This is a genomic window from Serratia sp. 121840015-1, assembly GCF_053627655.1.
The window spans coordinates 1-20,586 of sequence record NZ_JBSEYF010000014.1 but is presented as its reverse complement, the minus strand read 5'-3'; the positions used below and the strand labels follow the sequence as shown (position 1 = coordinate 20,586).

Below are 20,586 nucleotides of genomic sequence, written 5' to 3'. Positions count from 1 at the left end.
GCGCGCGAGACCATTCACCGCTTTGCCCACCATCACCGGGTCACTGACCAGGTAGAGCAGGCGCTGCTGGGCCTGGTGAAACGCCCCGGCCTGTTACCGGTGACGGCCCTGCTGCACCCGACGCTGGTCAGATTAAGCCCGCAAACGACGTTCTCGGCGCCGGGGCGACGGCAGACGCAGCGGGTGTTTGAGCGCAGTGGCCACCTCAATGCGCTGATGGCCTGCCTCACGGTGATTGCGGTGATTTTTCCGCCGTCGGTGGGAATTGCTCTGGGGCGCAGCAGCTACTGGCTTTTTCCGCTGCTCAACGTGCTGGCATTTATCAAATGCTGGGCGCTGGTGCGGGCCGTGATAGCCGATATCGGCGTGCTCAACCTGGTGATGCCACAGCGTGATGAACCAGTTCGAGGCGCTGACGCCCGCCGGTTGTCCGATGACTGAGTCGTCCCAATATAAAATTGGCACGCCCCATCCATCCCCAAAAAGGAAATCATGCCATGGATAAACAGGAATACCGGCTGTACCTGGCCATGTTGAAGGTGCGCGGCGACCTGGCACGCAAGGCAATGGCCGACAACGCCCGGCGGCGCAACCTGATCAAAGCGCATCGTCAACGACGCTCAGACGACATCAGGTCATTGTTGGCCTGGAAAGACAGGGACGTGTCAGTTGACGGGCTGCTGGCCAGCGATGATGATCTGGACACCCGCGAACGGGCGTTCGGCAAATGAGCGCCGGCCACCACCGCGGTTACCGGCCGCAGGACGACGCGCTGCCGGCAGATGCCCAGGCCCTGCATCTGGAAACGCTGGGTCTGTGGCGCCGCGCCGCGACGCGCTGGCAGCAGGTACTGCTGCGAGAGGCCGACGACCGCGTGGCAGAAGCGGTGCTGCAGCGCCTACGTTATTGTCTGGCGCAGGTGGCGGCACCGGCCCAGCGTGTCAGTGACGGCACCGCGCCGGCGGGCGCGACGCTCGTGGCGAGAAACGGCGTGCCGAACGGCCCGGATCTGTGGCGAATGGAATAATCAAACAGGAGGAGGAGGACGCCGTGACCCGACGACCTAAAACCGCGCAAGATCTCGATGAGTACCAGCGTACTGTGCTGACGGGTCTGTATGCCCGGCCCGAGTTCGACCAGGGCTATCGCCTGTCGAAACTGCAGAAACAGGTGATACTGAACGACTACCTGGCACAGCTGAGCGCTGCCCCCACCACACGGCGCCCGCGGACTTCCCGTCCGGCGCTACCGCCGGTTGCCGATTATTACTGGCATCCGCCGACACCGATGCGCCGCCTCCGCGGCCGCTGACACGTTGCCTGCGTAATCTGCAGGCCTGCACAATTTTCTCATGGCGTCATGACCACCGGCATTTGCCGGCGACGCTTGCCTGCGCGTGTTTTCTGCGCGCGCTGCCCGGTTGCCGCTTGCTGGCAACGGGGAAAATTTGGTAATGTGGGAAAAATTTTGCATTTGATGGTTGTCCACGCCAGAAGGTGGATGGGTTGGAGCGGAGCTCCAGACGCAAAAACCCCCGAATAACGCTCATCTTTGGTCGGAAGACGTAATTCGGGGGTTCGTAAGCAGGCGCTGGCCTGCAGAGAGTATAGCCATGCTGCGTAATCAAAATCAATATCCCCTGCCGACCTTAAGTGCAGGGGAGCATGTATAGTCAAACTGCTGCGCAGGCAAATCCTGCGAAATCAACACCTTCCCGCCGGGGTGCTAACAATACTTTACGTCGCGGGCAACAAAAAATTCATCGACATTACACGCCATCGCGGCAATGCGCGGTGCCGAAAGGCATGGCGAGCAAGGTGGTGGCCCGCATGTCGGGGCATGACTGGCGGCGTAATGCCGACCTGATCGAGCTTCGCCGGCAGGGTTATATCCCCTATACCCAGCGCAACAACCCGAACTACCGCCCCAAACCGATGCGAATATGCGCTCGCAGCGAGAGTCGCGAGGCGCTCACTGCGCTGACTCAGGTGCTGGGGGCGAACTGCGACTACAATCCGGCCAGCCATTACCCGTTTGAAATCCTCCTGCCGTTCGAAACCGTGGCTAAGTACATGGGGGTGCTGCACGTCTACGAGAGTGGACGCAAGGCGTATGACGTGGCACTGAACGCGCTGTCGGTGCTCGAGCAGCTCGAATACGTCATCGTGTCGCGCGGCCGCGACAGCGACTCCGGGCAGAACAAGCCGCTGCGACTCTGGCTGACCGACCGGTTCTTCACCAGCCACGGCATTGCGGTGGACGATATCCGCCAGTGGCTGAACCAGTACCGGTTATGGGCGATGAAAAATGGCCTGACCGAGACGCTCAAGCAGAAATACGAGCGTCACCTGGTGCGCATTGCGCATCTGGGTATCGATATCGAGCGCCAACACTCGCTGAAAAACCGCCTGAAGCAAATCAAGCGCTGGGTGGTGAGCCCCGACCTGCAGAACCTCAAAAAGGACGCCGAAGCCGCCATCGAGAACGAGCTGGCCAAACGCCAGCAGAATGAGCACCGTCTCGACACCCTGCTGGACGACACCGCCGACAGCATCAGGCAGCTGGCCAGCGCCCGACGCCGCAAGCAAAACGGCTTCTACCAGGCCTGGGTGAGCTGGTCGATGCAAGGCTCGCCCATTCAGGCGATGCAGCTGGAGGCAACGATCAAGCGCGAGCAACCGGGGCTGCTGACGGAGGACCCGGAAGCCTACTACCGCTTATTGCTGGAGCGCGCCGGCGCCCTGCCGACCTGACCCCTCACAACTCACGACATCCGCCCTGCTGGCCACCGCCTGCGGGGCGTTTCCCGTGGGCGCTATCCAGGAACACGACCGTTAAGAGACTGCCGGCATCGTGACACCGACTTAAAACCCGCATTCTCAACGACAGAAAACGGCGATGACAACCATTGGCAATGCCGTTCAACGGCAGCGTCGTCATTAACTTCGGCATTAATTTCGTAGATGTAGTTAACTTCGAACTATTACGCGGGATAACGTTTAATTTCGAACGTTGTTTCTGAACAAAATATGCCCTTTTCAAGGGAGTACTCAACGCACCGGCTCACGCCTGTGCAATTGAGTACCTCCCTCACGCTGTTCGGGCAAAACAATCCTTCCTCCTGCAGAAAACTGCCGATAACCCTGAAATCAGTCACTCGCGGAAGCAACTGCAGTGCCCGACTGACCAGTCTCGGAATCTAGACGTGCAGAAATCACCTGATCAAACCCCAAGTTAGGCATAAACAGCCAGCGGACGCCGTCAGTACCAACGGACCGGCATCTTTTCAGCGCCAAACCTGACCACCTAGCCATTGGCACGACCACCAGATACCTTATACCACCGCTGAAAAGCGGCCTCGCCCCGGCCCAAAGGGCCGGAACAGTGTCGCTTTTAATGATGGATGTTGTAACTAGCAGTTGAGTCGCTTTAAGTAGCATCGCTGTAAGTTCTATCGTACACGCCCGTAGGCGGCCCTTATGGCCCGCCAACGCGGAGATACGCCCCGGCGGCGGCTACGCCTTGCCATGGCCACTCCGACCGCGCACACAACGATTAACGTCGCGTTTAGCAGTACTAGTCTTACAGGGCAAGGGATGGGATAGGTGAAATCTATCAAAGCAGGGCGGCTTCGCCGCGCTACCGGCGACCCTGACCTGATGGCGTTCTCTTGCCGCTCAGCTGTCGCCTCCATGCGCTAACGCGCATACCCCACTGCTGTTGTGAGAGCAAGGGCACAACACGGCTCAATCGCTATAACGGTATCGACAGGATAAATTACTGGTTGTGCATACAGTTACGCACCTTGTTTAATCAAAAGAGGAATTAACCATGAGCGATACAATCACAGTAACAACGACTCCTCCAGCCCCTGCTGCTGGTTATGGTGGTGGAATTTTGTTTGTTCCAAGCACCCCCGCAGTGACTAATCAGCAGGTATTAATTCAGGTTGTTATGCCTTATTTTAGCACCCCTAAATTCTGCGTCGATTATGCTAATTTTCTTGTAAAGTACATGAATGAGCATGATCTTAATGACCCACTGACGATGCAGGTCGTATTAAACAATATCAGGAATATGTGTGCGGCTGATAATCACCTTTTAAATAATCGTGAAGCAGGTGTATGGGCAGCGTATAATAATCATCCATTAGGTGAGTTTGATTATGTAAAAAACGCATCCAGTCAGCTAACCGGCGATGTAACCACACCTATTACTGCCTGGGCGCATTATCTATGGGGGAATGGACGTGAAAGATTCGTCAACATGCAGGATGTAGGGTTCCGTATTCAACCAAATCAGATCGATCCCGTAATGAAAATTGTGAATAGCGGTGCTGTTGGAACATTCAATATTTCGGAGCGCTTTAATAGAGACACGATGCTTGATGGTATTATCCCTGCCGCTTATCTCGGGAACGTGACGCTTAAGACAGAAGGTACATTAACAATTGAAACCAGCGGAGCCTGGAATTATAACGGGGTTGTGCGCGGATATAATGATACTTACGATGCAAACCCGAGTAATTACCGTGGGCCAATCGCTGAAGCGTCAACAGTCGTCCTTAATAAAATGAAGGGGACTGAGTATCAGATCGCCCTTCCCGGTGAAATTGCCGTTCAGGGCAACGGGTTCCGTTAAGTCTCGATGGGGGCGGTTAGCCGCCCTCATTGGTGGAATACTCAATGCTGCCGTTTTTGCAGGCGTAAATGGCAAAATATTTTTTCTCGTGAGCGGGACCCCTGGCGGTAAAGGGAATCTGGTAGACATCCGATACCGATACTTCCTTACGGTCTATCAGAATATCAGGTTTTCGGGTGCCCAAATATTCAGGATCTGCCGTCCAACGTGCCATTCTATTGTTGATGAAATCGCTCTTGATCGCCTCAATCACAGCTTCCTGCGTGTAATCGCTGCACTTTTTCTTCGGGTAAAATAACACGCCAAGAATAAGTACGGCTATTGCTACAATAAAGATGGAAAACTTCCTGTTAAGTGTCATGATCTGACCTCAGTAATGTCGATACTCGCTAAGAGTAGCACCGTTTTGTGTGCTGACGGTGAAGTAGAGCGTTATTTCAGACGCACGACAGGCACATCGTTCAGCCGCGTGGTCCAGGCCGGCGACAGCCGCTGTCGTTTCATCTTCCAGCTATCGGCCCGATCGGGAATACCCTGCCCGGCAAACCACACCGGCGCCCGGCCGTCCTGATTGAGACTGTCGAGCAGCTGCATCAGCCGATCGCTGTTTTTGCGCGGCGGCGCGTCGTCAAACAGGCCGAACTGCGCCACACGTTCGCTGGTGAAATCGCCCAGCATCACGCCGCAGCGGTGATAGCGGTGGCCGGCGATGAAGATCCGTTCGAGCGCCCGCCGGGCGGCCTGAATGATGTCACGGCTGTCCTGGGTGGGCGTCGCCAGTCGGGTGGTGGCCTGGTTGCCGTAATAGGTCTCGCCGGCGGCGAACGGACTGGTGGCCACGAACACCGAGATGTGCCGGCAGAACTGCCGCTCGCCACGCAGCTTTTGTGCCGCGCGCTCGGCATGTGCGCAGACTGCCTGACTGACGCTGTCCAGCTCGGTGGGCTTGTCGCCGAACGAGCGGGAGCAGACGATTTGCTCCTTCGGTGCCGCAAATTCCTCCAGGCCCAGGCAGGCGATGCCGTTCAGCTCGCGCACCGTGCGCTCGAGCACCACCGAGAACTGACGGCGCGCCGCGGCCGCCGGCATGTCGGCCAGCTGCAGCGCGGTGCTGATCCCCATCGTCGCCAGCCGGCGGGCAATCCGCCGGCCAACGCCCCACACTTCCTCTACCGGCACGTGCGCCATCAGGCGTCGCTGGCGCACCGGCGCACTCAGGTCGACCACGCCGCCAGTCTTGTGCCAGGTCTTGGCGGCGTAGTTGGCCAGTTTGGCCAGCGTCTTGGTCGGCGCGATCCCGACGCCGACCGTCAGGTGGGTGCGGCGCTGCACCTCTTCACGCAGCCGCCGACCGAGCGATTCCAGCTGCGCGGCCGGGATACCGGTCAGATCGCAGAAACATTCATCGATTGAATATACTTCCAGTCGCGGCGTCAGCTGGCCAAGGATGGCCATCACCCGATGCGACATGTCGGCGTAGTAGGCATAATTCGACGAAAACGCCACTACGCCCTGCCGCTCGGCGTCCCGGGCGATTTTGAACCAGGGCTCCCCCATCTTGATGCCGCAGGCTTTCGCCTCGCGGCTGCGCGCGACGACGCAGCCGTCGTTGTTGGACAGGACCACAACAGGACGGCCGCGCAGGTCGGGGCGAAAGACGGTTTCGCAGGAGGCGTAGAAGCTGTTGACGTCAACCAGGGCAAACATGGCGGAGTTCTCCGGGCTTTGCTGAATGGGCAGATGGCGATAACCGGGCCGGGTTACAGCGTGTGAATGGCGTGGCGCACCACGCCGAAGATCACGGTCTCGATGTCGTCACCGAGGGGGATGGGCGCAAAGGCCGGATTGGCCGGCAACAGCATCGGCCGGGGCAGCAGCTGCAGGCGCTTGCAGGTGAACTCGCCGTCGACGGTGGCGATGACGATGTCGCCGTGCTGCGCCCGGTAGAAACACTCCACGACCAGCAGGTCGCCGTCGAGGATACCGGCGTCCTGCATCGACTGCCCCTCGGCGCGCACCAGGTAGGTGCTCTCCGGGTGGCGGATGCAGATGTCGTCCAGCGACAGGCGCTGCTCGAGGTAGTCCTGCGCCGGCGACGGAAACCCGCAGGGCACGCCGGCGTCATAGAGGCGTACCGGCATCACACGGCCTCCGGCGTGCTCTGCCAGGCATCGTCATCCGGGGGCGTGTCCGCGTCGGCTGAATCCGCGGCCGGCAGCGCCGCCTGCAGGTAATGCGTGCGCAGCTGCGTGGTCAATGTGGCCACCACGTCGGGACGGTCGCGCAGCCAGCCGGCGGCCTTCTCGCGCCCCTGCCCGATTTTCTCCCCCTGATACTCGTACCAGGCGCCGGTCTTGAGGATATATTTGGCGTCGACGGCCAGATCCAGCACTTCGCCCTCGAGAAAGATGCCGGCGCCGAACAGCAGCCGGAACTGCGCCTGGCGGAACGGCGGCGAGACCTTGTTCTTGACTACCTTCACTTTGGTATCCCGCCCGATGATGGTCTCCCCTTCCTTGACGTTGCCGGCGCCGCGCACGTCGAGACGCACCGAGGCATAGAACTTGAGGGCGTTGCCGCCGGCGGTGGTTTCGGGGTTGCCGAACATCACGCCGATCTTCATGCGCAACTGGTTGATGAAGATCACTACCGTGCGGGTGGTGTTGATGCTGCCCTTCAGCTTGCGCATCGCCTGGCTCATCATGCGGGCCTGCAGCCCCATCTGGGCGTCGCCGATCTCGCCTTCCAGCTCGTTTTTCGGCACCAGGGCGGCGACGGAATCGACCACCACCACGCCGACGGCGCCGGAGCGCACCAGGGCGTCACAGATTTCCAGCGCCTGCTCGCCGGTGTCGGGCTGGGAGATAAGGAGTTCACCGATATCGACGCCCAGCTGCTGCGCGTAACGCGGATCGAGCGCGTGCTCGGCATCGATAAAGGCGCATTGCAGCCCGGCGCGCTGGGCACAGGCAATGACCGACAGGGCGACAGTGGTCTTGCCGGACGACTCGGGGCCGTAGATTTCGGTGATGCGGCCGACCGGCAGGCCGCCACCGAGCGCGATGTCGAGGCCGAGCGAGCCGGTCGCGATACGTTCGACGGCCATGCCGTGATTGTCGCCCAGGCGCATGATGGCGCCCTTGCCGAACGCTTTCTCGATGGCGGTGATGGCGCTTTGCAGGGCTTTGGCGCGACTTTCCTGCGTGCCGGCCGTGTCCTGCGGTGTGCGAGTGCGTGATGCGTTGCTCATTTTATGTTCTCCTCTGGTCGGAAACGAAACCTGTTATTATAATTACACTGTATGCATAACCAGTATAATATAAATCTGAGGGGGAATGACAAGCGATAGGGCGCGACTTTCAGCTATTAGAGGAACAACTCGCTCATTTTGAAGTGGATTTTTTTCTGTCTCTGGGGTTTGAGGGCCAATGGAACGAAAACGTACGTTAAGGAGATAATTCATTGTTTAAGTTGAAATTTAATGCTCTCTAATCTCCTTTCAGAATATCCCCCGCGAGTATGACAGGTTGCAGAAACTGGAGTGGGAACGGACGCGCAGCCGGGATTAACCCACCTTTGTCACTGTGACAGCCGTCGCAGGCGGCTGCTTTTTTGTGTCATGTTTGGCACAGACGAGAATGATTATCATTTGATTGACGGGCTTGAGAGGAGGGTTTAGCATCAAACACTATATATAAATACAGTGTTTGTGTGCAAAATGACAGATATCAAAAAGGAGATTTTATGGAGCATAAATGGGAAGTTAAATACGATCCGTATAATTATAATAACGGGGTGCCACCTGAACCCGGATTATATTGGCAAAACGGATCTTGGAATTGGGAAAATGGAGAGGAAACCCTGACGGTCACTGCAATTCCGATCCCCGGGTTGGATGAAAAAGTCAAAGAATGTCTGGCCAATAATATTTGTTTTATCTGCGGAAAGAAAAATTGCCCATATATAAAAAACGACAAGCATTATCGTGAATTGCTGGATGCCTGTCGTCGAGGCGATGGTGCGAACGCAAAAAGAATATACATGCAGCGGTTTGCGCAATTTCTCCATGTATTCAGCGGGCAACGTAACGAAGGGTTGCAACGGGAACTGGACGCGCAGGCAAGAGCGAAAGCCGAAGCCGAAGCCCGCAAGGCCGAGGAAGCCCGCAAGGCCGAGGAAGCCCGTAAGGCCGAGGAAGCCCGTAAGGCCGAGGAAACCCGCAAGGCCGAGGAAGCCCGCAAGGCCGAGGAAGCCCGTAAGGCCGAGGAAGCCCGCAAGGCCGAGGAAGCCCGTAAGGCCGAGGAAGCCCGCAAGGCCGAGGAAGCCCGCAAGGCCGAGGAAGCCCGTAAGGCCGAGGAAGCCCGCAAGGCCGAGGAAGCCCGTAAGGCCGAGGAAGCCCGTAAGGCCGAGGAAGCACGTAAGGCTTTGTTCGACAAAGCCGGGGTGAAACCCGCTCCCGTGTATACATCGGCGATGGTAGCAGAAGCGAATAAGGCGCTCAAAGCGCCGGGTGCGATGGTGCTGAATCAGACGCCGGGGACGGCGCAGATGGCGGTGGCCGGAGCCGGAGTGTGGACAGCTGCCGGTGATGTGGCAGGCAGTATTACCAACTGGTTCAGTAATGCGCTGTCCAAACTGTCCGTCCCTGCGGTCAGTCCTGGGCTTCTTAAGGCATCGATGGCGACTCTTTGGTTCCATTCAAAACCTGCTGGTCAGGGTAGTGATCAAGTTCCAGGGCGCGACGTTCCTGCGCTGTTTGCGTTTCCGGCGCGGGCTCTGGCGGATGCTAAGGCGATAGAGGCCGGGATGAAAACCGTGAATATGCCGGCGCGTGGGAGTCTGGTGAAGAGCAATGGACAACTGGCGCTGCAGCTGATGAAAACCGGTAACGGCGGTATTCCGGCTGCGGTGCAGGTGCTGACGGGGGTGCGTGATCCGAAAACAGGTCTGGACCGTATTACCGTTCCGGCAATTGCCGGTGCAGGCGTCCCTGCGCGGACCATCCTGATTAACCCGGCTCAGCCGCCCTCAGCGCCGTCAAATACCGGCACTCCACCGCCTCCGGTCCCGGTGACCCCTGTCCATACTGGCACGGAAGTGAAACCGGTGGACACCATCACGGTGACCACGACGCCGGTCGCAGACCACAACGGACTACAGGATTTTATCTACTGGCGACCGGATGCGTCGGGAACGGGTGTGGAGCCGGTGTATGTAGTGCTGAGTGATCCTCTTGACTCGGGGCGATTTACGCGTAAGCAACTGGACAGAAAGTATAAACATGCTGGTGATTTTGGGGTTAGTGACACGAAGAAAAATCGTGAAACGTTGACTAAGTTCAGGGATGCTATTGAGGCGCATTTAGCAGACAAAGAAACCGTAGAGAAAGGGACATACCGAAGAGAGAAAGGGTCTAAAGTGTATTTCAATCCTAAAACTATGCGAGTTGTTGTTCTTAAACCTAATGGTGATTTTTTGTCAGGATGGAAAATCAACCCTGATGCAGAGAACGGTAAAATTTATTTGGAGACCGGTGACTTATGAACAAAATGTCGATAATTGAACTGGCTAAAAATTTCTTGGCCTCAAAAGTTACAGCTATTCAATTTTCTGAGCAAATATGCGTTGAAAGGCGGAAGCTATACGGTGTTAAGGATCAAGATAAAAATGTTCTAAATTGTGGTGAAGAGTTATTCATGGTAGCTGAACGCTTTGAACCTGAAGCTGATAGGGCGGACTATGAACTGGATGAATCTGGCTTAAGAAAGGAAGTAAAAGATACATTGGAAAAGTTTAAACTTCTTTAACGTCTAGGATTTTCAAGTAATATCTATAGATAACGCCATCCTACAGGATGGCGTTTTTTATGCATGTAATTCGATGGGGGGACACAGGGTCTGACGCCCAGTGGAACGAAAACTCACGTTGAGATATTTTCTGCCGTTGACGCCGCTTTTAACGGCCTCAAACCCCTCTCTCAACTGTTGCGACTTAGCACGATTTCAGAGGGTCTGATCGTTATCTGCCATCCAGCTCCGGCAGACACAAGATGTTGTGTCTAAAGCAGCTGAATAAGGTACAAAATGTTGTGTTTCCAGGCGTGATCGTCACTTGCTGTTGGTGTCATTGTTTGCCAAACAGCATTGCTGTAATATGACAAAATGACATGTTTTAGGGGGCGGTGATGACGGGGTTTGAGCTGAAACTATGGCGAACGGGACTGGGATGGACCCAGGAACGGGCGTCAAAGGAGTTTGGGATTTCGATGCGTACCTACATCCGCTATGAGCATGCTGATCCGCCGAGGGCAATTGAGTTGGCCATCCAGGCCCTGTCTCTGGCGGCGCTGTTACCGGAGATTGATGCTCTTCCTGCAGAAACGTTACGACAACGCGTCAGGATGCTGGTAATTAAATGAATAGATATTTTAGGATGAATCAACCCCGATGACAGGGACTAACAGGGATGTGATATTTTGGACAAAATACGTTTGGGTGTATTTGCCGCGCTGCTATTTGTGATGGCTGCTGTTTTTTTAATGATGTTCATGGCGCAGGGTATGCAAACCGAAAACAGGACATCCATTCCCGCTTTAGTTTTCAGTGTAGTCAGTGTTATTGCTGGGGCGCTAACTTTATTAAGTTATATTTTGTCAGGTCGGAAGTAGCGACGATTTTTTTGCCGACTCGTCTCGGTTTAACGAGCCGGCAGTGGAAAGCTTTGTGGCGCTCTATCAGTGGTGAATTTGCGCCAGGTCGTCGGCCGTCAGCCCGGTCATTTTCATTACCGACTCGCGATCGAGCCCGCTGGCCAGCATGGCGCGGGCGATTTTCAGCGCCGCATCGCGCTCGCCTTCCTGGCGCCCTTTTTCTTCGCCAAGTTGCAGCCCCTCGATTCGTCCTTCCTGACGCCCTTCCTGACGTCCTTTCTGGCGCCCTTCTTCTCTCAACTTTTCTGCAATCGTCATCAGCGTGTCCTCGTGTTCCGGCACCCGTGATGCCAGGGTTGATAGTAATTCGCCCGGGTTGCGGGTTTCACCAACCTGCAGCATGTAATGCATCAGTGATGTCAGCTGCTCCTGAGTAGTGTAACCGGCCAGCAGCAACGTGACCAGCTGTTCCAGCAAATCGGCCAGGTCACGCTGGCGAACGTGCTTTTGCAGCAGCTCCAGAATGGCGACGCGGCGATGCTGCATGATTTGATCGTCCGGAATGACCGTGACGTCAACGAGTGGAAAATCACCCCCGTACAGCTGGCCGGCCAGCGCCGGATCACTGAAGCCCTGCAGCCAGTTCATCGGATACGGGTAGGGGGTTACCTGACCATGATAGAACAGGACGGGGATCACCAGCGGCAGCTGTTCATTGCCGGCAGCCAGATGTCGTTGCATGGCGGCAATGGCATACCGCATCAACCGAAACGCCATGTTTTTGTCCGGCGTCGATTGGTGCTCGATGAGGGCGTAAATATAGCCGTCGCCTTGCCCGGCCTTCAGCGAATAAAGCACGTCTGAGTAGTACGCACGCAGGTCGTCCTCGACGAATGAGCCGGATTCCAGACGCAGGGTGCTCAGGTCGCACGCCTGGCGCAACGCCGGCGGCAGGTGTGCGTCCAGAAAGTCGCGGGCGGTTTCCGGGTGCGTCAAAAACTGTTTGAACAGCGCGTCGTGCGCAGTGGGTGTCGTTTTCATCGTGGTATCGTAGCATGATCCCTCATTTCGCCCTACTCTCGGTGAAGCGGCTGATATCCTCACCGTTCCTGAACCGGCGCCGGCCCAGCGACTATCTCTTTTTAGCATTGAGAAATGCATCTGCCATGGATGAGGATATTTTTGTGGCCAAGCTGCCTATCTGTTCCTCTAATGAACGTTCTCGTTTCTTTCTATGAAGTACCATTGGACGGGGAGCCGGTTTTTCGTTGTGTGTCGACTGTACGCGGGGCAAGCTGTCCGCGAGTTTCTTTTTTACGAAACTGACATTGAATGTTTTTTCTGTACCACCGATTTTATTAGGAAATACCAGGGTTATTTCATCTTCAGAGTCTTTGACAAAGCAGGTTGTGATGCGGGTTTCTTTCTTATTATTCTCTAATTCTGACAACAGTTCATTGATTTTCTCATACTCGAGAAGAAGATAGCTTACGCGAAAACGTTTATTAAGATTACCGTTAACGATAGCCGTCATGTTTTCCTTTTCATCAACAACCAATTCAATGTTTCTTATTGTTAACGTGCCCACAATATGCGGTGTTGATACGGAGGAAATGGGGGCTTGTGTAGCGGCGGATGTATTTTTCTCTGCGGGCGTCACCGACATTAAATCTGGCGTGACGCTAGTATCCCGTTGGAAATCATCATTATCTTCCTTTTCTGATACAAGCTCGTAGCGACAGGTAAACGTCCTTTTGCCGTTGTGCGTCTGTACCTTGCTTTTCTCCCTGGCGGCAAACACAATGAGATTTTTTACATCCTTTATGTCAACGTGCATTTTTAAAAAATCAGTTGCTTCGAACGTAAATCTGATTGTCGCGCCACGGATTTCCCCTTGTATCCGTAATGCGCCACTGGATGTGATGACGCCTTTTTCAATTAAAACGGGTTCCCACCCCGGCGCGCTTGCCGGTTTCGTTTGTTTTTTCAATACCGGTTCTGAATGATAACACGGATGAATTGGCCAGGGGGGGCCTAAGGCATCAAAGAGTACCCGTGAACCGTATGAATTCTCATAATAGAAAACATCCTTGCCACATTTATTGCAAGTGGCATTGGGTACAGTGAACGACGTGATAGAGTCAAATTTATTCGTGGTTACTTTATGTTTTGGTGTTTTTTTATAGTCATGAGACTCGTATTCTGAAGCGTGTTCTTCATCAACGGTGAGGGGAACAATGCGTCCTCTCATTTTTCTGAATATTGTGACGCTCATTGTTCTGGCCTCCCTTGGCAAAAATTACTGCGATAGTGGTCGTGATGAGGTGACAACTGTTGCCGGCCACTTCCGGTATGCTCCGAACTGGATAGAGGAAGTATAGCGTTTGTATTGTGTTTCGGTAAAACGCCCATTCTGCCGAACCGCCGCACTTATCCACCGTTTCTGTGGATAACGCTACATCTTGTGCCTGAGCGTCCCGTTTGAGCTACTGCATGTTGTGTTGGTATGCCCTTCTGCCGGCACCGCCAGGCCCCGGTGTCAGATCTGGCATTCGTCGGCGATTCGGTTAAACTTCCATTCAGGATGATTTAACCGAACCGCGGCCTGCGCCACAAAAATTATTGTGAGCGATCACCCGGCGCGGTTGCGGCAAAATAGAGACTGAAAGTCACTGATTGCGGATCACGAAAAAATGCGCCCTGCCCTCCTGCAAAACTCTCAGATTTTACGTAGCGCGATCGGCGGCGATCTGCTGGCCGGCGATGACCGCTATGTGCGCGCGCTTACCCTGCGCAACCGCGCCGCGTTGCATGGCGATCTGCCCTACTACCTGCTGCCGCCGGAAATCGCTGTCTTACTGTCCTGCTGCCACGACCTGGAAAAGCGCACGCTGTTCGAGTTTTTGTGGAACACCGGCGCACGGATCAATGAGGCACTGGCGGTACGTCCGGCGGACGTGGAATTTGATGCGACGCCGGCGTTCGTCACGCTGCGTACCCTCAAGCAGCGGCTCAACCCCAGGGTTGGCCGGCCGCCGGCGCTGAAACTCAATGCACCGGGACCGACCGCCCGAACGGCATCCCCGGTCAAACGCACGGTGGCGCTCGAGGACGGGCCCTTTGCGGCGCGGCTGCGCGATCACATCCACACCTTTACCGAGCACAAGACCAAACCGATCTGGCCGGTGACCGATGACACTGCGCGCAACTGGTTGAAGAAGGTGCTCCGTGAGGCTGATCGTCAGGGCGTGCGGTTCAGCCTGGCGCGCGTCACCCCCCACACATTCCGGCACAGCTTTGCGATGCATCTGTTGTTTCATGGGGTGGCGCCGCTGACGCTGCAGGCCTTGATGGGTCATAAGGATTTTAAATCGACGCAGGTCTACCTGAAAGTGTTCAGTCTCGACACGGTATCAGGCCGGGGTGGCGTGCCGTTCTCGATGGATGTCGGCGTGGCGGCGGAGATGCTGCAGCTGGCCGATAATGGTGTAAAAAAGGTGTTTGATTAGTACCTTTTTAGTGTTATTTAGGTGCTTCTTTTACACAGCTAGTCGGGCGACATCCATGATGTAGAGCGTATTAACTATAGTGTGTTAGTTTGGTACTAATTCGGTATTTATATGGTGCTTTATTGGTGCTATTTAGGCTCCAATTTGATGTGCTTGGGGGCGGCTTTATAGCGTAGATGACGTGGCAAGACTGCGCCGGCGTACTGGAAAAATAACGTCTTTACTGACACTGGCGATGCAGCCCTATGCCCGATCCCACGCTGCAGCAACAGGGCGTCATGGTGATTATAGGCATGAACAGGCAAGCGATCGGCTCCATTCGCCAGCAGCCAAATTGTTCGAGTGATCCCATCGACAAAATCAAGCGCAGGAACTGGCAAGCCACGCTCTAGAATAAACCGACATGTCGGAGTGGCCAGCGGCACCGGGTTGCCCGCGCCAATGCTAAAGCATCTTTCTGCTTCGTGAAATTTACGGTCACGTCGCCAGGCGGCCTCATCACCGCGGCTGAGTTCAGGCACAATGGAATTCGGCGTGTTACGCCAGGCTGACAGCAACTTATCCCTATCGGCTACGACGATGTAATGCTCACTGGTGTCAGAAATCGCCTGCTCCATATAGGCAAATTCACCCTGCCGCAGCGGAATTTTGAATCGGCAATAAATAATGTCGTTATACCTGCAGCTGTACACCCCCTCGACCAGGTGTACAGGATAGTCACTGATGGCAACGTGTTTACCGATTAGATCAGGTGTCATAACGGTTCCTTTATTGGGTTGTATTGATGCCAAAATGATACCATTAGTATACCGGTTTGACGCTTTTATTCACGCCGACACAAGTCCTTCATGGAATATTGACCGGCTTGCGTTGAAGTCCTGAACGCCAGGTGGGTAATCTGGCTGCGTACACCGTTGCTTAGTTCTGAGGGGGAGGAAAATCCGGGGCGCGAAAAGGCTCCAACGCTTCCGTATCAGATGCGTTGTAATATGATGATAAAATGGTGTTGTTTTGGTATCAAAAAGGAGCCTTAAAGGCTCCTTTTTGGTCTCATTTTGATGCCCTATTCCCCGTGCTCATCATAAAATTTCAATGCATGCCGGATCATGTTGAGTTTAGAGCGGTTGGTTTTTTTGCATAACTTCTCCAGCAACTCATACTCGTATTGATTGAACGGCACACGGATGGCCTTGTAGTCACGCGGTGCTTCACTGTCGGTTTGCTTGAGCGGCGTAACGACATGATCAGCTGCAGCTGCAAATTCTTCGATGCGTTTTTCCACTGCCGCTGGAGAAACGACGGGTTCCCTGCGCTTTACCATGTCATCAACTCCTTCACCAGACATTGAATTTCGGCTTTGGCTTTCGAATTATCCATTTCGACCACGCCACGTCCTTCGGACATGCAATCCCGATAAACCTTGCGGTCTCGTACCACCGTGCTCATCAACCCCAACTCAGGGAAGTCTTTGAGGTACTCTTTGGCTTCCTGGATCTCGTTGATGACTGGATTGGACGGCGCGAGCGTCAGCATGGCGATCGCCTTCAACTTTGGATTGAGATCCTTAGCTTCCGTCATAATTTCTGTCAGCCGTGGCAGCGTATCTAAATCGGGTTGTGAAGGTCTGAATGGAACCAGCAGCACATCGGCTGATGTCATACCCGTTCTCAGCTCTCGACTGTCACGACCGGCTGTGTCAACAACCACGTATTCATAGCGCTTATCGAGATCGAGTAGCGTATCGCGAATGTTATCGAATTTCTGAATGCAGTGAATAGGTGCTATGCCTTCGATCGCATTGCGGTCTGCAATCCAGTTAGATGCGGTTCCTTGACGGTCAGAGTCGACCAGCATCACATCATGCCCTTGTCGTGACAATTCAGCGGCAATATTGACTGCTGTCGTTGATTTACCGCAACCGCCTTTTTGACTTCCAATTAGTATAATCATGGTGCTTAATTGGTTCCTTGTTGGCTCCTGTTAGGCGTTAATTTAGTACCACTTTGGTGCTCTGTCAATACATAGTAGAACCTCAGCTTTAAGGTATAGCCTGTTACTATGGGCGTGCCCCGGTGGGGACGGCTGTCGTGCTGCGCAGGGAGCCGGCCGGCCGTCTCCCCCCTGCGGGCTTCCATCCTCACGCAACCCCGCTTGCAGCCGGCGATGCCGGCGCCGCACTCACTGTCCTGCAGCCAGGCTGCAGGACGCTGTTGACGCCCCGCCGGCCGCTGTCGCGCCTTCGTGTCGGGTGGGTGCCCGTTCATCCTTCCGTGGTACGCCTGCCGCAGTCAGTCTTCCCGCCGCAACTGATAACAGCACAGCGTCTCGCTTAAACACCAAGGGGTGAAATGCACTCCGCCAAAAACTTTTTCCTCCCTTCGTTCAAAAAAACTTTTTGTCTCCGCCCCTTGGTGCCGCTCTTCGCCGTGCTGAATCAGTTTATTGCGACGGCGAATACTCACAGCGGCATCAAACAACCACCCGGAGGAATGCAACATGCAACCACAAAACGTCAACGGCGCGACATCGAAGCCTACAGCGGCATCCGCACAGACCAACAGTGCTCTGACCGTACCGCAGGTGTATGACCTGTTTTGCTATGTGAAGGCGGTGTGCGGTCGTTCAACCGGCACCATTGAACCGCCGGTCGTACCGGCAGGTGCGGAAGAGGTGTTCGCGGACTTTGGGGATTTCGACACCATTTCGGTGTGGATCGTCGGGGGCTGGCCGGTGGCTGCCAGCGATCAGATGACGATGACCCACTGGCGCATGAATTCAGGGCAATAAAAAAGCGGCATCGCTGCCGCTTTCTCACCGCCAGCGCGGAAACCCCATTTCTGACGCTGGCTCAACAGGCAATTATCAACGGAGATACACCATGTCTATGACTGAGTCTAAAGCACCAACCAAGGGCAAGACAACCCGTCCGGCCAAATCTACGGCCAAGAAAAACGCGCTTACGGAAAAAATCGAGGCGGCGCTGGCCAAGGCCGTGCGCAAAACCGCCACGCTCGGCCAGCTGGTGCTGACCGACCTGAACGTGCGCAAGAAAAAGTCCTCGCAGACGTCGATCGAGGGGCTGGCCGCTTCCATCCGTTCGGCCGGTCTGCTGATGAATCTGGTCGTGTTCGAAATGGACGATGGCCGCTACGGCGTTGCCGCCGGTGAGCGGCGCACGCTGGCGCTGCGCTGGTTGATGTCACTTGAGAACGACGCCGACAAGACCACCCCGGACGGCATCGTGACCGACGATTACCCGGTTGAAGTGCTGGTCGTCAGCAAGGCGATGGCGCGTGTGGTGTCGATGATGGAGAACAGCCAGCGCGAGCAGATGCACCCGGCCGATCAGGTAACGGCGTTCCGCGACCTGTCGGCAGACGGGCAAACCCCGGCACAGATCGGCGATCTGCTGGGGTTCAGCACGCGCCACGTTCAGCGATGCCTGCGTCTGGCGACGATGGCGCCGGTGCTGCTCGATGCGCTGGCCGATGACCAGATCACCCTCGACCAGCTGCAGGCGTTGTCGGCCACCGAAGATCATCAACGTCAGTGTGACGTGTGGGAAAACGCGCACGGCTGGGCGGCTGCGCCGCAGCACCTGCGCGAGGCGGTGCTGAAAGGCGAAGTCTCGGCCAGAGACAACAACCAACTGGCGTTCGTCGGGCGCGAGGTCTACGAAGCGGCGGGCGGCACCTTCAAATTTGACCTGTTTACCGACGAAGGCTTTTTGACCGAACCGGCGATGCTGGAGCGTCTTGCCCGTGAAAAATTGCACGCGCTGGCGCAGCAGGTGGCCGAGAACGAGGGCTGGAGCTGGGCGGAAGGGCGCATTTCGGCCATTAAAACGTGGGGGGAGGATGCGGAGATTTACCGCGAGCTGGCCGAACCTCAGCCGGAATTTACCGCTGACGAACAGGCCGAGATCGCCCGTCTGAAAGCGCGGTTCAGTGAGCTGGAAGCGGCATTCGAGGCGGCGGATGCCGATACCGATACCCACGCGCTGAACGTCGAAAGCGACGCGGTACAGGCCGATATTGAGCGGTTAACGGCACAGGTGATCGTTCGTTCATGGCCTCCGGCGATGCGCAGCAGCGGCGGGGTAGTGGCGTCCCTGCGTGACGGGGAGGTGGTTTACCAGCGTGGGATCGTGCTGCGGGCGAGTGAAGCAACGACCGGGAATGGCGCTGATGACAACGGCGAGGGCACGGCGACCTCCGAAACGGCAGCACCGAAAACCAAGCAACTGTCTTGAACGTTAATTTATGAGGTAGTCAGATGGTACGATTCATCCCACCCCTCGTTTTTTCTGAGCATAGCGTTAACGATGGTCAGAAGCTTGCGCATACAGGCAACCAGCGCCACTTTTTTGGGCTTGCCTGCGGCAACCAAGCGGACATAAAACGCCTTGATAACGGGGTTATGGCGGGTTGCAACAAGCGCGGCCATATACAGCGATGCGCGTACTCCAGATCGCCCACCGAATATGGTTCTTCGCCCGCGCATTGTCCCAGAGTCCCTATTTACAGGGGCTACACCGACAAGCGCACTGATTGCACGGCGCGAGAGATTACCAAGCTCGGGGACTTCTGCCAGCAGAGCGGCAATAGTCATCGTACCAACGCCTTTTATGTCGCTGAGCTGATCAGCCTGGGATTTAAAATGGACTCGGATGTGTTTGATCATGACCTTATCAATGCGCGCCAGTTCATCTTCAATTGCTTTGATGATTATGCTGATGCTCATTTTCCCCTGTGGATGCGATGGATGCATGCGGTTACGCTCAGCGGTAAGCATTGTGATCAGTTGGCGGCGCCGCACCACTATTGCCAAAAGAACCTGTCGTTCAGCATCAGGGATGGCGCGGATAAAGCGTTCTCGCTCCGGATGTCGGTTAAGTACCTCCGCCATCTGAGCCAGCACCATAGCGTCAATGCGGTCAGTTTTCGCCAGGTGCCCCATGGAACGAGCAAAGTCTCTGGCCTGCTTTGGGTTGATAACGGCAACCTCAAAGCCTTCAGCCTGAAGCGAGCAGGCAACGGCAGCTTCGAGCCCGCCGGTGGATTCCATCAAAACCAGAGCAACAGCGTGCTGCCTCAGCTCGGAAATAATTGCATCGAACCCATCAGCGGTATTTTCGATAGTGAAATGCGAAATATCACTGGTTCCGACGATATCCAGAGTGGCCTTAGACACGTCGATCCCCACACAGATTTGATTTGGCAGACTCATTATTACCCTTCCTTGCAAATACGTTATGGAGTACGGACAACTGTTCGGGTTTCAGATGAGTGGCTCGGTGTATGCGCCATTCGCTTGGCTTCGGGCTGTATACCCCTGGAGAAAACGGGCTGCATACACCGTGCCAAACCTTATAAAAACAATACTACTGAGTTTTCGAGATACAAGGAGAAAGGGCTGTCGTCGGCGCTGATCACCAGCCTGTCGGCGGAGCGCACGCTGGCGGTGATGGGCGCGCTGGTCGAGAACCCGACCGTGGCGCTGGCGCTGCACACCCACACGCTGGCCGTGAAGGTGTTCGGTTCGCGTTACGCCGGATCGCTGCTCCAAACCAGCCTGACCCCAAAACGTGGGGAGCTGCTGAGCAAAGCCCCGACGGCGGAAGGCAGCCGCGCCGATCGCCAGCTGGGCGAGCTGCACGCGCAGTGGGAGGCGAAATTGCCGCCGGAGTGGTATACCGATTTCTCATGGTTGCTGACGTGGGAACAGGCCGAGGTCGTGGCGCTGCTGGCGTACTGCGTCGGCCTGTCGCTCGATGCCGTGCACCAG

21 protein-coding genes and 2 pseudogenes are annotated in these 20,586 nt (G+C 55.8%); 13 read left to right on the top strand and 10 right to left on the bottom strand.

The window, feature by feature from the left end:
- The 6 genes from ACUXAC_RS26460 to ACUXAC_RS26435 form a co-directional block, all read left to right on the top strand.
- Positions 1-441 (top strand): hypothetical protein (locus ACUXAC_RS26460; protein ID WP_454267118.1); only part of this gene is annotated, 441 nt, incomplete at its 5' end.
- Positions 442-497: 56 nt separating this feature from the next.
- On the top strand, positions 498-731 hold the full coding sequence (locus ACUXAC_RS26455; protein WP_454267116.1) for a hypothetical protein: 234 nt from the start codon (positions 498-500) through the stop codon (positions 729-731).
- Complete coding sequence (locus ACUXAC_RS26450; protein WP_197848602.1) at positions 728-1,027, top strand: PerC family transcriptional regulator; 300 nt, start codon at positions 728-730, stop codon at positions 1,025-1,027. The genes ACUXAC_RS26455 and ACUXAC_RS26450 overlap by 4 nt, the downstream gene beginning before the upstream one ends.
- A 23-nt stretch (positions 1,028-1,050) precedes the next feature.
- Positions 1,051-1,311, top strand: a complete 261-nt coding sequence (locus ACUXAC_RS26445) for a hypothetical protein (RefSeq protein ID WP_454267115.1) — start codon at positions 1,051-1,053, stop codon at positions 1,309-1,311.
- Positions 1,312-1,805: 494 nt separating this feature from the next.
- A complete protein-coding gene (locus ACUXAC_RS26440) occupies positions 1,806-2,753 on the top strand; it encodes a Replication protein (RefSeq protein ID WP_454267114.1) in 948 nt (315 codons plus the stop codon).
- A gap of 1,078 nt (positions 2,754-3,831) precedes the next feature.
- Positions 3,832-4,641 carry a lipid II-degrading bacteriocin gene (locus ACUXAC_RS26435; RefSeq protein WP_454267112.1) on the top strand — a complete coding sequence of 270 codons (810 nt, stop codon included), beginning with the start codon at positions 3,832-3,834 and terminating at the stop codon, positions 4,639-4,641.
- A 16-nt stretch (positions 4,642-4,657) separates the two neighbouring features.
- Here ACUXAC_RS26435 and ACUXAC_RS26430 read toward each other — a convergent pair whose 3' ends face one another.
- The 4 genes and pseudogenes from ACUXAC_RS26430 to recA form a co-directional block, all read right to left on the bottom strand.
- Positions 4,658-5,002 carry a YebF family protein gene (locus ACUXAC_RS26430; RefSeq protein ID WP_411262078.1) on the bottom strand — a complete coding sequence of 115 codons (345 nt, stop codon included), beginning with the start codon at positions 5,000-5,002 and terminating at the stop codon, positions 4,658-4,660.
- Between the two features lie 71 nt (positions 5,003-5,073).
- On the bottom strand, positions 5,074-6,348 hold the full coding sequence (gene umuC / locus ACUXAC_RS26425) for a translesion error-prone DNA polymerase V subunit UmuC (protein ID WP_454267110.1): 1,275 nt from the start codon (positions 6,346-6,348) through the stop codon (positions 5,074-5,076).
- Between the two features lie 53 nt (positions 6,349-6,401).
- Positions 6,402-6,782, bottom strand: coding sequence for a translesion error-prone DNA polymerase V autoproteolytic subunit (umuD, locus tag ACUXAC_RS26420; protein WP_052475507.1), 381 nt, complete (start codon positions 6,780-6,782; stop codon positions 6,402-6,404).
- Positions 6,783-6,880: 98 nt separating this feature from the next.
- Positions 6,881-7,891, bottom strand: a pseudogene (gene recA, locus ACUXAC_RS26415) (recombinase RecA); the annotation flags it as partial.
- A 494-nt stretch (positions 7,892-8,385) separates the two neighbouring features.
- Between recA and ACUXAC_RS26410 the strand changes: the two are divergent.
- The 3 genes from ACUXAC_RS26410 to ACUXAC_RS26400 all read left to right on the top strand — a co-directional run bounded on the left by ACUXAC_RS26410 (position 8,386) and on the right by ACUXAC_RS26400 (position 11,059).
- A complete protein-coding gene (locus ACUXAC_RS26410; protein WP_454267109.1) occupies positions 8,386-10,185 on the top strand; it encodes an S-type pyocin domain-containing protein in 1,800 nt (599 codons plus the stop codon).
- Positions 10,182-10,448 (top strand): colicin immunity domain-containing protein, encoded by a 267-nt coding sequence (locus ACUXAC_RS26405; protein WP_454267108.1) that lies wholly within the window; start codon positions 10,182-10,184, stop codon positions 10,446-10,448. The genes ACUXAC_RS26410 and ACUXAC_RS26405 overlap by 4 nt, the downstream gene beginning before the upstream one ends.
- A 458-nt stretch (positions 10,449-10,906) precedes the next feature.
- On the top strand, positions 10,907-11,059 hold the full coding sequence (locus tag ACUXAC_RS26400; protein WP_224742601.1) for a hypothetical protein: 153 nt from the start codon (positions 10,907-10,909) through the stop codon (positions 11,057-11,059).
- A gap of 315 nt (positions 11,060-11,374) precedes the next feature.
- Here ACUXAC_RS26400 and ACUXAC_RS26395 read toward each other — a convergent pair whose 3' ends face one another.
- The gene (locus ACUXAC_RS26395) at positions 11,375-12,331 is read right to left on the bottom strand and encodes an Rpn family recombination-promoting nuclease/putative transposase (RefSeq protein ID WP_454267107.1); all 957 of its coding nucleotides are present in this window, start codon (positions 12,329-12,331) and stop codon (positions 11,375-11,377) included.
- Between the two features lie 91 nt (positions 12,332-12,422).
- A complete protein-coding gene (locus ACUXAC_RS26390) occupies positions 12,423-13,565 on the bottom strand; it encodes a hypothetical protein (RefSeq protein ID WP_454267106.1) in 1,143 nt (380 codons plus the stop codon).
- 418 nt (positions 13,566-13,983) lie between these two features.
- On the opposite strand from ACUXAC_RS26390, the gene ACUXAC_RS26385 reads away from it, so the two are divergent.
- The gene (locus tag ACUXAC_RS26385) at positions 13,984-14,799 is read left to right on the top strand and encodes a tyrosine-type recombinase/integrase (protein ID WP_265261867.1); all 816 of its coding nucleotides are present in this window, start codon (positions 13,984-13,986) and stop codon (positions 14,797-14,799) included.
- A 128-nt stretch (positions 14,800-14,927) separates the two neighbouring features.
- On the opposite strand, the gene ACUXAC_RS26380 is transcribed toward ACUXAC_RS26385, so the two are convergent.
- The 3 genes from ACUXAC_RS26380 to ACUXAC_RS26370 form a co-directional block, all read right to left on the bottom strand.
- The gene (locus ACUXAC_RS26380) at positions 14,928-15,557 is read right to left on the bottom strand and encodes a plasmid fertility inhibition factor family protein (RefSeq protein WP_342178143.1); all 630 of its coding nucleotides are present in this window, start codon (positions 15,555-15,557) and stop codon (positions 14,928-14,930) included.
- Between the two features lie 305 nt (positions 15,558-15,862).
- Positions 15,863-16,120, bottom strand: coding sequence for a hypothetical protein (locus ACUXAC_RS26375; protein ID WP_454267105.1), 258 nt, complete (start codon positions 16,118-16,120; stop codon positions 15,863-15,865).
- Entirely contained in the window at positions 16,114-16,749 is a 636-nt protein-coding gene (locus ACUXAC_RS26370; RefSeq protein WP_019454356.1) for an AAA family ATPase, read from the bottom strand. Before ACUXAC_RS26370 ends, ACUXAC_RS26375 begins: the two co-directional genes overlap by 7 nt.
- Positions 16,750-17,295: 546 nt before the next feature.
- Here ACUXAC_RS26370 and ACUXAC_RS26365 point away from each other — a divergent pair.
- Positions 17,296-17,586, top strand: a complete 291-nt coding sequence (locus tag ACUXAC_RS26365; RefSeq protein WP_149543309.1) for a ribulokinase — start codon at positions 17,296-17,298, stop codon at positions 17,584-17,586.
- Positions 17,587-17,677: 91 nt separating this feature from the next.
- Positions 17,678-19,051, top strand: coding sequence for a ParB/RepB/Spo0J family partition protein (locus ACUXAC_RS26360; protein WP_454267104.1), 1,374 nt, complete (start codon positions 17,678-17,680; stop codon positions 19,049-19,051).
- An 8-nt stretch (positions 19,052-19,059) separates the two neighbouring features.
- On the opposite strand, the gene ACUXAC_RS26355 is transcribed toward ACUXAC_RS26360, so the two are convergent.
- On the bottom strand, positions 19,060-20,028 hold the full coding sequence (locus ACUXAC_RS26355) for an IS110 family transposase (protein ID WP_454267103.1): 969 nt from the start codon (positions 20,026-20,028) through the stop codon (positions 19,060-19,062).
- An 84-nt stretch (positions 20,029-20,112) separates the two neighbouring features.
- Between ACUXAC_RS26355 and ACUXAC_RS26350 the strand changes: the two are divergent.
- Positions 20,113-20,586, top strand: a pseudogene (locus tag ACUXAC_RS26350) (hypothetical protein); the annotation flags it as partial.